At 68.1% G+C, this 14,110-nt stretch carries 10 protein-coding genes; 4 read left to right on the top strand and 6 right to left on the bottom strand.

What is annotated here, in order from left to right:
• Positions 1 to 39: 39 nt before the first annotated feature.
• The 6 genes from AC3DE2_RS16830 to hutC all read right to left on the bottom strand — a co-directional run bounded on the left by AC3DE2_RS16830 (position 40) and on the right by hutC (position 8,114).
• Entirely contained in the window at positions 40 to 2,754 is a 2,715-nt protein-coding gene (locus AC3DE2_RS16830) for a heavy metal translocating P-type ATPase (protein WP_295377354.1), read from the bottom strand.
• Positions 2,751 to 3,146, bottom strand: coding sequence for a heavy metal-responsive transcriptional regulator (locus AC3DE2_RS16825; protein ID WP_295377352.1), 396 nt, complete (start codon positions 3,144 to 3,146; stop codon positions 2,751 to 2,753). Before AC3DE2_RS16825 ends, AC3DE2_RS16830 begins: the two co-directional genes overlap by 4 nt.
• Before the next feature lie 80 nt (positions 3,147 to 3,226).
• Positions 3,227 to 4,156 (bottom strand): formimidoylglutamase, encoded by a 930-nt coding sequence (gene hutG / locus AC3DE2_RS16820; RefSeq protein ID WP_295377349.1) that lies wholly within the window; start codon positions 4,154 to 4,156, stop codon positions 3,227 to 3,229.
• Positions 4,153 to 5,679 carry a histidine ammonia-lyase gene (gene hutH / locus AC3DE2_RS16815; protein ID WP_488427129.1) on the bottom strand — a complete coding sequence of 509 codons (1,527 nt, stop codon included), beginning with the start codon at positions 5,677 to 5,679 and terminating at the stop codon, positions 4,153 to 4,155. The genes hutG and hutH overlap by 4 nt, the downstream gene beginning before the upstream one ends.
• A 6-nt stretch (positions 5,680 to 5,685) precedes the next feature.
• Positions 5,686 to 7,380: a urocanate hydratase gene (gene hutU / locus AC3DE2_RS16810; protein ID WP_488427128.1), complete on the bottom strand. Its 1,695-nt coding sequence runs from the start codon at positions 7,378 to 7,380 to the stop codon at positions 5,686 to 5,688.
• Between the two features lie 2 nt (positions 7,381 to 7,382).
• Positions 7,383 to 8,114 (bottom strand): histidine utilization transcriptional repressor HutC, encoded by a 732-nt coding sequence (gene hutC / locus AC3DE2_RS16805; protein ID WP_295378557.1) that lies wholly within the window; start codon positions 8,112 to 8,114, stop codon positions 7,383 to 7,385.
• 127 nt (positions 8,115 to 8,241) lie between these two features.
• Here hutC and AC3DE2_RS16800 point away from each other — a divergent pair, with 127 nt between their 5' ends.
• From AC3DE2_RS16800 to AC3DE2_RS16785, 4 genes are all read left to right on the top strand, one after another.
• Positions 8,242 to 8,664 (top strand): CopL family metal-binding regulatory protein, encoded by a 423-nt coding sequence (locus AC3DE2_RS16800; RefSeq protein WP_295378555.1) that lies wholly within the window; start codon positions 8,242 to 8,244, stop codon positions 8,662 to 8,664.
• 97 nt (positions 8,665 to 8,761) lie between these two features.
• Entirely contained in the window at positions 8,762 to 11,494 is a 2,733-nt protein-coding gene (locus AC3DE2_RS16795) for a TonB-dependent receptor (protein WP_488427127.1), read from the top strand.
• Positions 11,495 to 11,567: 73 nt separating this feature from the next.
• Positions 11,568 to 12,260: a PepSY domain-containing protein gene (locus AC3DE2_RS16790; protein ID WP_488427126.1), complete on the top strand. Its 693-nt coding sequence runs from the start codon at positions 11,568 to 11,570 to the stop codon at positions 12,258 to 12,260.
• Positions 12,261 to 12,268: 8 nt separating this feature from the next.
• Complete coding sequence (locus tag AC3DE2_RS16785) at positions 12,269 to 14,086, top strand: 2Fe-2S iron-sulfur cluster-binding protein (protein ID WP_488427125.1); 1,818 nt, start codon at positions 12,269 to 12,271, stop codon at positions 14,084 to 14,086.
• Positions 14,087 to 14,110 lie beyond the last annotated feature (24 nt).

Here is a 14,110-nt window from a genome sequence, read left to right as displayed (position 1 = left end):
GCATTCTAGCGGCGCACCCGTTCCACGGGAGCGACGGGATCAGGCGGCCATCGGCAGCGACTGGCGGCGCAGGCGCAGCGCGTTGGCGACCACCGAGGCCGAGCTCAGGCTCATCGCCAGCGCGGCCAGCATCGGCGACAGCAGCGGACCGCCGAACAGGTACAGCAGACCGGCGGCGACCGGCACGCCCAGCGCGTTGTAGAAGAACGCGAAGCCCAGGTTCTGGCGCATGTTGCGCACGGTGGCTTCCGACAATGCCTTGGCGCGGACGATGCCGCCCAGATCGCCCTTGACCAGGGTGACCTGCGCGCTGGACATCGCCACGTCGGTGCCGGTGCCCATGGCGATGCCGACATCGGCCGAGGCCAGCGCCGGCGCATCGTTGATGCCGTCGCCGGCCATCGCCACGACGCGGCCCTCGGCCTTCAGGCGGGCGACCAGCGCGGCCTTGTCGGCCGGGCGGACTTCGCCATGCACTTCGTCGATGCCGACCTGCGAAGCCACCGCCTGCGCGGTGCGTTCGCCGTCACCGGTCGCCATCACGATGCGCACGCCGATGGCCTGCAGGGCGCGCAGCGCGGACGGGGTGGTGACCTTGATCGGATCGGCCACCGCGATCAGGCCGGCGGCGCGGCCGTCCACGGCCAGGAACATCACGCTGGCACCTTCGGCACGCAGGCGGCGGGCGTCGGCGTCCAGCGGCGACACGTCGACGCCGGTTTCCTGCATCAGCGCGGTGTTGCCCAGCGCCAGCGCCTTGCCATCCACCTGGCCGCGCACGCCGATGCCGCTGGAGGATTCGAAATCCTGCGCGGGAGCGAGGACGATCCCGCGTTCGCGTGCCTCGGCGACGATGGCGTGCGCCAGCGGATGCTCGCTGCCGGCGTCCAGGCTGGCGGCCAGCCGCAGCGCTTCGGTTTCCTCGACGCCGCCGGCCGGGATCAGCGTGCGGAACGCGGGACGGCCCTCGGTGAGGGTGCCGGTCTTGTCGACGATGAGCGTATCGACTTTGCGCAGGGTCTCGATCGCCTCGGCATCGCGGAACAGCACGCCCAGCTGCGCGGCGCGGCCGGTGGAGACCATGATCGACATCGGCGTGGCCAGGCCCAGCGCACAGGGACAGGCGATGATCAGCACCGAGACCGCGTTGAGCACCGCGTAGGTCCACGACGGCTCCGGACCGAACAGGCCCCAGCCCAGGAAGGTCAGTACCGCCGAGGCCAGCACCGCCAGCACGAACCAGAACGAGACCTTGTCGGCCAGCCGCTGCATCGGCGCGCGCGAGCGTTGCGCCTGCGCGACCAGTTGCACGATCTGGGCGAGCACGCTGTCGCTGCCGACGCGCTCGGCGCGGATGATCAGGCTGCCGGACCCGTTGATGGTGGCGCCGATGACGCTGTCGCCGTCGGCCTTGGACACCGGCACCGGTTCGCCGGTCAGCATGGATTCGTCGATGTGCGAGCGGCCTTCCAGCACCACGCCGTCCACCGGCACCTTTTCGCCGGGGCGCACGCGCAGGCGATCGCCCACGTGCACATGGGACAGCTCGATGTCCTCTTCCTGGCCATCCTCGCGCAGGCGGCGGGCGGTCTTGGGAGCGAGACCGAGCAGCGCCTTGATCGCGGCCGAGGTCTGCGAGCGCGCCTTCAGTTCCAGCAACTGGCCCAGCAGGGTCAGCGAGACGATGACCGCGGCGGCCTCGAAGTAGACGCCGACCCGGCCGTGTTCGTGGAAGGAAGCCGGGAACAGGTCAGGCGCGACGGTCGCCACCACACTGTAGCCGTAGGCCGCGCCCACGCCGGTGCCGATCAGCGTCCACATGTTGGGGCTGCGGTTGCGGATGGACTGCGCCCAGCGCTGGAAGAACGGCCACGCCGCCCACAACACCACCGGCGTGCTGAGCACCAGTTCAGTCCAGGTGCGCGTGGCCGGCGGCATCGCGTGGAAGTATTGGCCGAACATCGCCAGCACCAGCGTCGCCACGCTCAGCGGCAGGGTCCACCAGAAGCGGCGGCGGAAATCGGTGAGCTCCGGATTCTCGCCGTCGTCCAGCGAGGGCATCATCGGTTCCAGCGCCATGCCGCAGATGGGGCAGGTGCCGGGGCCATCGCGGACGATCTCCGGATGCATCGGGCAGGTGTATTGCGCGCCGGGCACGGCGGCTTCGGGCTCGCGTTTCGGCGCCAGCCAGCGCGGCGGGTCGGCAACGAACTTGTTGCGGCAGGCGGCCGAGCAGAAGTGGTAGGCGTGGCCGGCGTGCTCGGCGTGGTGCGCGGTGGTGGCCGGATCCACGCGCATGCCGCAGACCGGGTCGATTACGGTGTCGGCAGTGTGCGCGTGGTGTTGACCATGGCCGTGATGGGCATGATCGTGGCCGGCATGCGCGTGGTCATGTTCCTGCGCATGGCGGGTCTTGTTGCCGGAGCAGCAGGCGCCGGTCGCCTTCGCATCCGCAGCGTCGTTCTTCGCCGGGTCGCAGCCGGACGAAGGCTCGTTGTCGTCTTTCGAACGGGCGAAGCGCGCGGGATCGGCGATGAACTTTTCGCGGCAACCCGCGGAGCAGAAGTGATAGGCCTGTCCGTCGTGTTCGGCATGGTGCGCGGTGGTGGCGGGATCCACGTTCATGCCGCAGACCGGATCCTGGGTGGAGCCCTTGTCTTGCCGACCATCGCCATCGCCATTGCTGCTGCAACAGGACGCGCCGCCGGCTTTCTCCGCGCCGGCTTTGCCGTGCGTGTGGCGGGAGCCGCTCATTTCGGTTCCTCGGCGAGTGCGGCCACGATCGGGCATTCGCTCAGATCGCCGTGGCCGGGGCAGGCCTCGACCAGGCCACGCAGCGCGTCGCGCATGCGGGTCATTTCGGCCAGGCGCTCTTCCACCACCGCCAGCTTGGCGGCGGCGGCGGCCTTCATCTGCGCCATGTCCTCGCGCCCGGCGCTGATTTCCAGCAGGTCGCGGATTTCATCCAGGGTGAAACCCAGCGCCTTGGCGCGACGGATGAAGGTCAGGCGGATGACGTCCGCGCCCTCGTAGCGGCGGTAACCGGCCGGGCTGCGGCTGGGCGGCGGCAGCAGCTGCTGGCGCTCGTAATAGCGGACGGTATCGATGGGCACGCCCGCCAGGCGTGCCAATTGGCCGATGTTCATGGCGTTCTCCGGTGCGGGATGGCGCCATTCTGCACCCTTGACCTTGGTCAAGAGTCAAGGGTTTTGTCACGGTAGCGGGCTCAGCCGCGGATGGCGTGCGCCGCGCGGTGGACCAGGCGGGCGGCGACCCGGGCGGTGCCGTTGTCACGGTCGAACGGCGGCGACAGTTCCGCCACGTCCATCAGCGCGACCTTGCCGGTGGCGGCGATGGTCTCCAGCAGCGGTTCCAGCACTTCCAGCGGCACGCCGCGGGCGCTGGGCGCGCTGACGCCGGGCGCCATCGCATGCGGCAGCACGTCCAGGCAGACGGTCAGGTAGATCAGATCGATGTCGCGCAGCCAGTCGGCCACGCGCTGCTGGCACAGGTCCAGCCGGCGCATGTCCATCTCGTCGTCCAGCAGGTAGCGCACGCCGCGCTGGCGCGCGGTCTCGAACAATTGGCGGGTATTGGCCGATGCGCTGATGCCCAGGCACAGGTACTGCAGATCCAGACCGATGCCGGCGGCATGATCCAGCGCCTGCAGGAAAGGCGTGCCGGAGCTGCCAACGGCCTGCTGGCGCAGATCGAAGTGGGCATCGAAGTTGACGATGCCCACGCGCGGCCGGCGTTCGCCCAGGTGCCCGATCAGGCCCTGGTAGCTGGCGAAGGCGATTTCATGCCCGCCACCCAGGCCGATCGGCAGGTGGCCGGCATCGAGCAGGGAGGCGACGCGGGCGCCGAACGCGGCCTGCGCGCCTTCCAGATCCTCGCCCTCGCAGACCACGTCGCCGGCGTCGTACAGGGGGGCGTCGTCGCGGACCGGCAGGTTGGACAGCGCCGCGCGCAGCACCATCGGGCCCTGCGCCGCGCCGGTGCGGCCATTGTTGCGGCGGATGCCTTCGTCACAGGCGAATCCCACCAGTGCCACGCCGGCGGGCGCGCCCGCCTGGGGCGTGGCGACGATCTGGTGCCAGCGGCGGGTGTCGCCGTCGCCGGGCGGATCGATGCGGCCTTTCCAGCCTGGAATCACGCGGATACTCCGAGCGGCATGTCGACGAAGGCGGTCAATGTACCGCTGGCGACCAGCGCTTCCAATGCCTGCATTTCCGGCGCCAGGTAGCGGTCCTCGCCGTAGTGCGGGACTTCCGCGCGCACGCGGGCGTGGGCGGCTTCCAGCAGCCCGGAGGATTTCAGCGGACGACGGAAATCGATGCCCTGGGCGGCGGCGAGCAGTTCGATCGCGACGATCCGGCGCACGTTGGTCGCCACGTCACCGGCCTTGCGCGCGGCAAAGGTCGCCATGCTGACGTGATCCTCCTGGTTGGCGGAGGTCGGCAGCGAATCGACGCTGGCCGGGTGGGCGAGGGTCTTGTTCTCGCTGGCCAGCGCGGCGGCGGTGACGTGGGCGATCATGAAGCCGGAGTTGATGCCCGGCTCGGCCACCAGGAACGCCGGCAGGCCGGAGATGCTGGCATCGATCAGCAGGGCGATGCGGCGTTCGGACAGCGCGCCGACTTCGGAGACGGCGATGGTGATCTGGTCGGCGGCGAAGGCCACCGGTTCGGCATGGAAGTTGCCACCGGAGATCACGTCACCGGTGTCGGTGAACACCAGCGGGTTGTCGGACACCGCGTTGGCCTCGATCCACAGCGTGCGCGCGGCCTGCTGCAACTGGTCGCGGCAGGCGCCCATGACCTGCGGCTGGCAGCGCAGGCTGTAGGGATCCTGCACGCGGGTGTCGTTGTGGCGGTGCGATTCGCGGATGGCGCTGCCCTGGAGCAGGCGCAGGTATTCGGCCGCGACCTCGATCTGGCCGGGCTGGCCGCGCACGGCGTGGATGCGCGGGTCGAACGGCGCATCCGAACCGCAGGCGGCGTCCACGCTCAACGCGCCGGCCAGCACCGCCGCCGAATAGACCTGCTCGGCGGCGAACAGGGCGCGCAGGGCAATGCCGGTGGAGACCTGGGTGCCATTGAGCAGGGCCAGGCCCTCCTTGGCGGCGAGCTTGATCGGGGTGATGCCGGCCGCGCGCAGGGCTTCACCCGCGTCGCGCAGCTCGCCATCGACGCGGACCTGGCCTTCGCCCATCGCGGCCAGGCTCAGGTGCGACAGCGGCGCCAGATCGCCGGAAGCACCGACCGAACCCTGCGAGGGAATGCACGGCCAGATCCGCGCGTTGTACATCGCGATCAGTGCCTGCAGGGTCTGTTCGCGCACGCCGGAGAAGCCGCGCGCCAGCGAGGCAATCTTGAGCGCCAGGATCAGGCGGACGGTGTCGTCGTCCAGCAGCGGCCCCATGCCGACCGCGTGCGAGCGCACCAGGTTGGTCTGCAGTTGTTCCAACTGGTCCACCGGAATGTGCACCTTGGCGAGCTTGCCGAAACCGGTATTGATGCCGTAGGCGGGCGCACCGGCGGCGACGATCGACTGCACCGTTTCGGCGGAGGCGCGTACCGCCGGCAGGCAGGCGGGATCCAGCTGGATCGGCTCGAACGTGGTGGCGATGGCGCGGATCTGGGCCAGCGACAGCTGGCCGGGAACGAGGGTCAACATGGAGGTTTATCCGGTGATGGCAGGCAGGTGCAGGTGGTGTTCGCGGGCGCAGGCGAGGGCGTCCTTGTAGCCGGCGTCGGCATGGCGCATGACGCCCATCGCCGGGTCATTGAACAGGACGCGTGACAGGCGCTGGTCGGCGGCCTCGCTGCCGTCGCAGACGATGACCACGCCGGAGTGCTGCGAAAAGCCCATGCCGACGCCGCCGCCGTGGTGCAGGCTGACCCAGGTGGCGCCGCCACCGGTGGCCAGCAGCGCGTTCAGCAGCGGCCAGTCGGAGACCGCGTCGGAACCGTCGCGCATGCCTTCGGTTTCGCGGTTGGGGCTGGCGACCGAGCCGCAGTCCAGGTGATCGCGGCCAATCACGATCGGCGCCTTCAGTTCGCCGTTGCGGACCATCTCGTTGAATGCCAGCGCGGCGCGATGGCGCTCGCCCAGGCCGAGCCAGCAGATGCGCGCGGGCAGGCCCTGGAAGGCGATGCGCTCGCGCGCCTGATCCAGCCAGCGATGCAGGTGGACGTTGTCGGGGAACAGTTCCTTGATCTTGGCGTCGGTCTTGTAGATGTCTTCCGGATCCCCGCTCAGCGCCACCCAGCGGAAGGGACCCATGCCGCGGCAGAACAGCGGACGGATGCAGGCCGGCACGAAGCCCGGGAAATCGAAGGCGTTGGCGACGCCGCGATCCTTGGCGACCTGGCGGATGTTGTTGCCGTAGTCGATCGTGGGCACGCCCATGTGGTGGAAATCAAGCATCGCGCGCACGTGGGTCGCGCAGGAATCGGCGGCGGCGTCGGTCAGCGCGGCGCGTTCGGTGTCGCCGCCATTGCGCGCGGCGATCCACTGTTCGACCGTCCAGCCGGCGGGCAGGTAGCCGTTGATCAGGTCATGCGCCGAGGTCTGGTCGGTGACTGCGTCCGGCCGGGCGACGCCCTGGCGGGCCAGTTCGACGAACTTCGGCAGCAGCTCCGCGGCGTTGCCGAGCAGGCCGACCGAGACCGGGCGATCGGTGGTGCGGATGATCTCCAGCGCCTCGTCGATGCTCCTGGCCTTGAAGTCGACGTAGCGGGTGCGCATGCGGAAGTCGATACGCGATTCCTGGCATTCGATGACGATGCTGCTGGCCCCGGCCAGCGTCGCCGCCAGCGCCTGCGCGCCGCCCATGCCGCCGAGGCCGGCGGTCAGGATCCACTTGCCGGACCAGTCGCCGTCGTAATGCTGGCGGCCGAGTTCGACGAAGGTTTCGTAGGTGCCCTGGACGATGCCCTGGCTGCCGATGTAGATCCAGCTGCCGGCGGTCATCTGGCCGTACATCATCAGGCCCTTTTTATCGAGCTCGTTGAAGTGGTCCCAGGTGGCCCAGTGCGGGACCAGGTTGGAATTGGCGAGCAGCACGCGCGGCGCGTCGGCGTGGGTGCGGAACACGCCGACCGGCTTGCCGGACTGGATCAGCAGGGTTTCGTCGTCGCCGAGCGTGCGCAGGGTCTCGAGGATCTTGTCGAAGCAGGCCCAGTTGCGCGCGGCGCGGCCGATGCCGCCGTACACCACCAACTCCTCGGGACGTTCGGCCACGTCCGGATCCAGGTTGTTCTGCAGCATGCGATAGGCGGCTTCGGTCAGCCAGCTGCGGCAGTGCAGGTCGGTGCCGCGCGGCGCGCGGACGGGACGGGCACCGGCGGTGCGCGAGGGCTCGATGGCGGTCATGGTTATCCTCCTGGAGTGATGGTGCCGCCGACCTGGAAGGTGCCGACGAACCGGTAACGTGAAGCGGGGTAGGTGAGGCGGACCCAGGTGACGACCTGGCCACGCGACCAGGTGCGCCGGGTCAGCACCAGCACGGGATCGCCGTCGGCGATCTCCAGTTGCGCGGCGAGCCGCTTGTTGGCGGTCTCGGCCTCGATGACGTGTTCGGTGCGCTCCAGTGGCGCGACCCGCATCAGGTACTGGTGCGGAATCTCGGTTTGGAAGTCGATGCCCAGGTAATCCGGCGCGCTGGCCGGATTGACGAAGCGATCCTCCAGCTGCAGCGGCTTGCCGTTGGCCTTGTGCAGCAGGCGCGAATGGAACAGCTCGGCGCCGGATTCCAGGCCGAACTGGCTGGTGACGTTGGGGCGGGCCACCACCGTTTCGCCGATCAGTACCTGCACGCTGTGGATCTGCCCGCGCGCGACGATTTCCTCGCGGATGCTGCGCACTTCGAACATGGCCGATTCGGCCTTGGGGCCGGCGACGAAGGTGCCGACGCCCTGCACGCGGGTGAGCACGCCGGAGTCGCTGAGTTCGCGCAACGCCCGGTTGACGGTCATCCGCGAAACGCCGAACTTCACCACCAGATCGTTCTCGCTGGGCACGCGGCTCAACGGCGGCCAATCGCCATTGGTGATGTGGCGGAGGATGTACTGCTTCAGCTTGAGGTAGTGCGGCTTGGGCGTCTCCATGGAAAAAGCATGTCATGTCTATACAACTGGTGCCACAAATTTCGATGCGGCAATGCACAAACGGTTGACACCCGATTTCGCGAAGTGATATGTCTCTCGTATAGACAACCTGGTGCCCTCTTTTCCGATGTCGATTCGCCTGCTCCTGCGGCTGGTCCTGATTACCGTCCTTTGCCTGGACGGTGCGGCCAGCGCGTGGGCGGCGACCCGGATGGCGGTCGATGATCTGGCCGCGCTCGGCGAGGGTGAAAGGGAAGGCGGGCGTCATGGCCAGCATGACGAACAGGCCCGACCGGATCGCGGCGCGCCAGCCTGCATGGCCGATTCCGGCTGGCTGAACGGCGATCCGACGAACGGCAATCACCACGATGACTGCGATTGCGGCAGCGCGACCACCTGCGCGTGCAGTTGCGTGCTCACCTTCTATCCGGGACGCACGGCGCCGCTGTTCGCCGCCCAGCACGTCCTCGACGTGCCCTATCTGAGTCCCCCGCTGTTGCCGGAGGTGCGCAGCGGCGTTTCCCGCGTCTTCCGACCTCCGATCGGCTGAGCTTGTCACGGCCGCGCTCGCGGCCCGTTCGTCCTGCCGGACATTTGCCGGGGGACACCATCCGAACAGACAAGCACCCGACACGGGGAGAGAGCCCATGTTTTTCAAACCCAATCCGCTGGCCGCAGCCGTCGGCGCACTGCTGTGCGCGGGCTTCGCCCACACCCTGCACGCGCAGGACAACACCGCCACCTCCGAGCAGGAACAGGCCACCACGCTGGACACCGTCCAGGTCACCGGCAGCCATATCAAGCGCCTGCAGATTTCCGGCGTCGGTCCGGTGAGCGTGGTCGATGCCGAGGCCATCGAGCGCTCCGGCGCGACCTCGGTGGAAACGCTGCTGCAACGCCTGCCGGCCTCCGCCGGTTTCGCCGGCAGCCAGACCAATGCCTACTGGGCCGAGAACGGCTATGGCACCACCCAGGTCAACCTGCGCGGCCTGGGCATCAACCGTACCCTGGTGCTGCTCAACGGCCGCCGCGTGGTCAATGGCGGCACCGGCGCCAACAGTTCGGTCGACCTCAACATGATCCCGGTGGCGCTGATCGAGCGCATCGAAGTACTGAAGGACGGCGCATCGGCCATCTATGGCGCCGACGCCGTGGCCGGCGTGGTCAACATCATCACCAAGAAAAACTTCGAGGGCGCCGAACTGGCGATGCGCTACGGCCAGACCTTCGAAAGCGACGGCGAAGACGGATCCTTCGATCTGGTCTGGGGTACCACCAGCGATCGCGGTTCGCTGATGGCCGGCCTGAGCTATTCGGAAAGCGGCAGCGTCAACATGGCCACGCGCGCACCCTGCGGTTTGGCGGTGGACGAGGACACCGGCGGCCTGGTCTGTTCGGGCAGTTCCACCACCATCGGCGGCCGCGCGTTGCTGGCCGACGGCAGCCGCGTCAACTTCAATCAGGATCCGAACGGCGATGGCGACTTCTACGAGCCTTATTCGGCCGCCAAGCACAACTACAACGGCAATCCGACCCTCAACGCGGTCAATCCGATCAAGCGCCTGAGCTTCAGCCTGTTCGGCGATACCCAGCTCAGCGACACCACGCGCCTGTTCACCGAATTGATGTACACCAACCGGCAGTCGCACCAGTTGGCGACCCCCGGCGGCCTGGGCGTGTACCGCCCGATCAACATCGCCGCCGACCACCCGACCAATCCGACCGGCCAGGATCTGCTGTTGCAGCGCCGCCGCCTGGAGGAAGCGGGTACCCGCCGGTTCTTCCAGGACACCAATACCTTCCGCGCCGTGGTCGGACTGGAAGGGCAACTGGGCATGAACTGGGATTGGTCGGCCGCGCTGAACTGGGGCCGCAACACGGGCCTGGACGGTTCCACCAAGGTCGCCAACCTGGACCGCGTGGACCAGACCCTCAATACCGCGATCTGCAGCAACGCGCCAGGCGCGGCGATTCCCTGCGCCGACTACCTGGGGTATGGCGACGTCACCCAGGAAGTGCTGGACTACATCCTGTTTACCACCCGCGATCACGGCGGCAACGAGCAGAAGAGCTTCACCGCCAACATCAGCGGCCAGCTGTTCGAGATGCCGGCGGGCTGGGTGGGCTTCGCCTCCGGCGTCGAGGTCCGCAAGGAGCGCGGCTGGCGCGATCCGGATCCGCTGACGGTGATGGGCATCGCCAACACCAACCAGCAGGACCCGATTGCCGGCGAGTACACCGCCAAGGAAGCCTTCGTCGAATTCGCCGTGCCGCTGTTGATGGACAGCGCCATCGCGGACTCGTTGATCCTCAACGCCGCGGTCCGCTATTCGGACTACGACCTGTTCGGCGAGGACATCAACTACAAGGTCGGCCTGGACTGGCAGGTGATGCCGTCGCTGAAGATCCGCGCCAACTACGCGACCGCCTTCCGCATCCCGAACATCCCCGAACTGTTCGGCGGCGTCGCCGAGGGCAACCTGACCACGACCGATCCCTGCAGCGGCTGGAGCACCAGCACCACCATCGATCCGACCGTGCGCCAGAACTGCCAGGCCTACGGCGTGCCGGCCGGCTACGTGCAGCCGGGCAACACCATCCTGACCACCTCCGGCGGCAACCCGGATCTGGAACCGGAGGATGCCAAGTCGCTGACCGTCGGCGCGGTATGGACACCGGGTTTCCTGCCCGGCCTGACCCTGACCGTGGACTACTTCAACATCCGCATCGACAACGCGATCCAGCGCATCGACGGATCGACCAAGCTGTCCATCTGCTACACCACCCCGGGCCTGGCGCATCCGTTCTGCGGCAGCGAGAACTTCACCCGCAACCCGATCACCGGCGAAGTGGATTTCCTGTCCTCGCAGCCGGTCAACGCGGCCAACGAGCGGATCTCCGGCATCGACCTGGGCGGCCTGTACGAGTTCGAGGCGATGGGTTTCGACTCGACCTTCAGCATGGACGTGTCCTACCTGGACAAGTACGACGTGCGGCCGTTCCCGGGCGCCGACCTGATCGAGTACGCCGGCAAGATCACCGGCGGACGCGGCAGCTACGCGCACTGGCGGGCATTCACCTCGCTGACCGCCAAGCGCGATGCCTGGTCGGGTTCCTACAGCGTCCAGTACATCGGCAAGACGGACGACATCACCGCGACCCGGGGATTCACCGGTGATCATGCGCCGAGCCTGACCTACCACAACGTGCAGGTGAAGTTCGCACCGGTGAGCCAGTCGTTCGACGTCTCGTTCGGCATCGACAACCTGTGGGACAAGAAGGCGCCGTTCATCCAGAGCTACACGGATGGCAATACCGACACGATGACCTACGACCTGCTGGGCCGGCGCTGGTACGCGCGCTTCGGCTACCGCTGGTGAACCGTGACCCGTCCGCCGGCTTGCCGGCGGACGGGAAGATCGCGGCCACGCCGCAACCAACAGGAACCCACGAATGAAACCCGCTTTCTGGGCGCGACGCGCCCATAAATGGATCGGGCTGGTCGTCGGCGTGCAGGCGCTGCTGTGGATGATCAGCGGCGTCTACATGACCGTCGTGCCACTCGACATCATCCACGGCGACCACCTGGCGCACAGCCACAGCGAACCGCTGGCGGCGGCCGCGCCGCGGCTGGCGCAGGACGAACTGATGGCCCGCCATCCCGGCATCACCGCGCTGAAGATCAAGCGCCTGCTGGACAGGGAAGTCTATGAAATCCGCCAGGATGGCGGTGCCGCCCTGATCGATACCGGCACCGGCGAGCGCATCACCCCGCTGGAACGCACCACCGTGGTCGCGCTGGCCAAGGCGGTCTACCAGGGCGAGGCCGAGGTGACCGGCGCCGAATGGATCACCCGCGCGCCGCGCGAAGTGCAGACCCGGCCGGTGCCGATGTGGGCGGTGCGGTTCGACGACCGTGGCCAGACCACACTGTATTTCTCGCCCGACACCGGTGAACTGCTGGCGCGCCGGCACAGCCTGTGGCGCTGGTTCGATTTCCTGTGGATGTTCCACATCATGGATTACGAGAAGCGCACGGACGTCAACAACACCCTGCTGCGGGTGGCGACCGCGAGCGGATTGATCTTCGCGTTGAGCGGCGCCTGGCTGCTGTTCTACAACTTCACCCGGAGGCGCAGCGCATGACGCCGTGGATGCGGAAGATTCACAAGTGGCTCGGCCTGATCATCGCCGTGCAGTTCGTGCTGTGGATGGCCAGCGGCCTGGTGATGGCATGGCTGGAGCACGACAAGGTGCAGGGGCACGAATTCCGCGCGCATGCCGCCGCGCCGCGCGCGTGGCCGGCGGATGTGCGGCCGGCCACGATCGCGCTGGCGGTGGTGGGCGACCAGGCGCAGACGGTCGCCAGTGGCTGGTTGCTGGAGCGGCCGGTGTACCAGGTATTCGATGGCACGGCGGTCCATCTGGTCGATGCGCGATCGGGAACACGCCTGGGCATCGACGCCGTGCTGGCCGGACAACTGGCGCGCGCTTCGTACACCGGGCCCGGCCGGGCGGCATCGGCGCGATTGCTGGAACGCACGCTGGAAGTGCGTGATCACCCGGGGCGGCTGTGGCGGGTGGATTTCGACGACGCCGAGGACACCACCGTGTACCTGGCCGCGGATACCGGCCAGGTGCTGGAGCACCGCAATCGCACCTGGCGGCTGTTCGATGTGTTCTGGATGCTGCACATCATGGACTACAGCGGGCGGGTCGATTTCAACAACCCGCTGGTGGTGTCTGCCGGCATCGGCGGGCTGTGGATCGCGCTGACCGGCGTCTGGCTGCTGTTCGCCAGCTTCCGCCTGAGCGAGTTCGTACCGCGCCGCTGGCGGGGCGGACACGAACTCGCGGTGCACGATCCGGACGGCACCTGCCTGCGCACGGTGACCGCCGCCGATGGCGACAATGTCTATCTGGCGCTCGCGCGCAACGGCCTGCAATTGCCATCCAACTGCGGCGGGGGACAGAGCTGCGGCCTGTGCGAGGTGCGTTTCCGCGGCACGCCGCCACCGGCGACCGCGGCCGATCGCGCGCACCTGCCGGAATCACGCCTGAAACTCGGTTATCGCCTGGCCTGCAACCTGCATGTCGACAAGGACACCCATGTCGAGGTCTCCGGCGGCAGCCGCCTGTGGACCGAACACGAAGCGGTGGTCGAGCGGGTGGAGCCGGTGACGCCGTTCCTGCGCGAAATCGTGTTGAAGGCGGACGGCGCGCTGGGGCCGGAATACCAGCCGGGCGCCTACCTGCAGGTGCATGTGCCGGACTACCGCCTGCGGCCACACGACCTGTCGCATCCGGAGCATCACCGCGATGACTGGCGTGCGCTGGAACTGCCCACCGACCTGGTCAACAAGGAAGCGGTGCGGCGTTCCTATTCGCTGTCGCTGCCGGTGGCGAACACGGATGGACGCCTGAGCCTGCTGGCGCGTTTCAATCCGGGGGCGCAGGGCAAGAAGCGGGTGCCGACCGGAAAGGGTTCGACGTACCTGTACTCGCTCAAGGCCGGCGACCGGGTGCGCTTCAGCGGACCGTTCGGCGACTTCGCCATCAAGCCGGGCAATCGCGAGAAAGTGTTCATCGGCGGCGGCGCGGGCATGGCGCCGCTGCGCGCCATGATCCATGCCTGCCTGGACAGCGGCGCCAGCGAGCGCATGCACTTCTGGTATGGCGCCCGCAGCCTGCGGGACGCACCCTACATCGAAGAGATGGCGGCGCTGGCGAAACGGCACGGCAACTTCAGCTGGCACCTGGTGCTGTCGGATGAGGCGGCGTGCGGCGACGGGCTGTTGCGCGGTCTGGTGCACGAAGTCGCCGAGCACACGCTGTTGCGTGCGCATCCGGACCTGCATGCCTGCGACTTCTACCTGTGCGGTCCGCCGGCGATGCTGATGGCGACCCGCCAGTTGCTGAAGCGCCTGGGCGTGGACGAGGCGCGCATCGCCTACGACGATTTCAAGATCTAGGGTGACGCGTGAATCGGCCCCGGC

This window comes from Pseudoxanthomonas sp. 68-E7 (assembly GCF_057773145.1).
The sequence above is the reverse complement of the archived record's forward strand: the minus strand, read 5'-3'. Positions and strand labels throughout refer to the sequence as shown.

What these genes read in the sequence shown, in the direction of transcription:
- AC3DE2_RS16830 (WP_295377354.1), bottom strand. Translation starts at nt 2,754, where the DNA reads ATGAGCGGCTCCCGCCACACGCACGGCAAAGCCGGCGCGGAGAAAGCC.
- AC3DE2_RS16825 (WP_295377352.1), bottom strand. Translation starts at nt 3,146, where the DNA reads ATGAACATCGGCCAATTGGCACGCCTGGCGGGCGTGCCCATCGATACC.
- hutH (WP_488427129.1), bottom strand. Translation starts at nt 5,679, where the DNA reads ATGTTGACCCTCGTTCCCGGCCAGCTGTCGCTGGCCCAGATCCGCGCC.
- hutU (WP_488427128.1), bottom strand. Translation starts at nt 7,380, where the DNA reads ATGACCGCCATCGAGCCCTCGCGCACCGCCGGTGCCCGTCCCGTCCGC.
- hutC (WP_295378557.1), bottom strand. Translation starts at nt 8,114, where the DNA reads ATGGAGACGCCCAAGCCGCACTACCTCAAGCTGAAGCAGTACATCCTC.
- AC3DE2_RS16800 (WP_295378555.1), top strand. Translation starts at nt 8,242, where the DNA reads ATGTCGATTCGCCTGCTCCTGCGGCTGGTCCTGATTACCGTCCTTTGC.
- AC3DE2_RS16795 (WP_488427127.1), top strand. Translation starts at nt 8,762, where the DNA reads ATGTTTTTCAAACCCAATCCGCTGGCCGCAGCCGTCGGCGCACTGCTG.
- AC3DE2_RS16790 (WP_488427126.1), top strand. Translation starts at nt 11,568, where the DNA reads ATGAAACCCGCTTTCTGGGCGCGACGCGCCCATAAATGGATCGGGCTG.
- AC3DE2_RS16785 (WP_488427125.1), top strand. Translation starts at nt 12,269, where the DNA reads ATGCGGAAGATTCACAAGTGGCTCGGCCTGATCATCGCCGTGCAGTTC.